Source organism: Bradyrhizobium sp. SHOUNA76 (assembly GCF_023006445.1).
In the GTDB taxonomy this organism is placed as follows: Bacteria; Pseudomonadota; Alphaproteobacteria; order Rhizobiales; family Xanthobacteraceae; genus Bradyrhizobium.
The window spans coordinates 1-223 of sequence record NZ_JALBHA010001220.1 but is presented as its reverse complement, the minus strand read 5'-3'; the positions used below and the strand labels follow the sequence as shown (position 1 = coordinate 223).

Genomic DNA, 223 nt, shown 5'->3' with positions numbered 1-223 from the left:
CAGGGCCGAGACGATCGCCAAGGTCAGCGGGATCTTGATGGTGACGGAGGAGCCTTCGCCGGCCACGCTCTTGATGTCGATGGTGCCGCCGATCTGGTCGATATTGGTGCGCACCACGTCCATGCCGACGCCGCGGCCGGAGACCGAGGTGATGGCGGCCGCGGTCGAGAAGCCCGGCGCGAAGATGAACTTGTGGATCTGGGCTTCGCTCATCTTCTCGAGC

Annotated in this window: 1 protein-coding gene; it reads right to left on the bottom strand. The window is 65.0% G+C overall.

Going from position 1 to position 223, the window contains the following annotated elements:
- The coding region (locus MOV74_RS40590; protein WP_246933159.1) for an ATP-binding protein at positions 1 to 223 on the bottom strand (223 nt) is incomplete at both ends.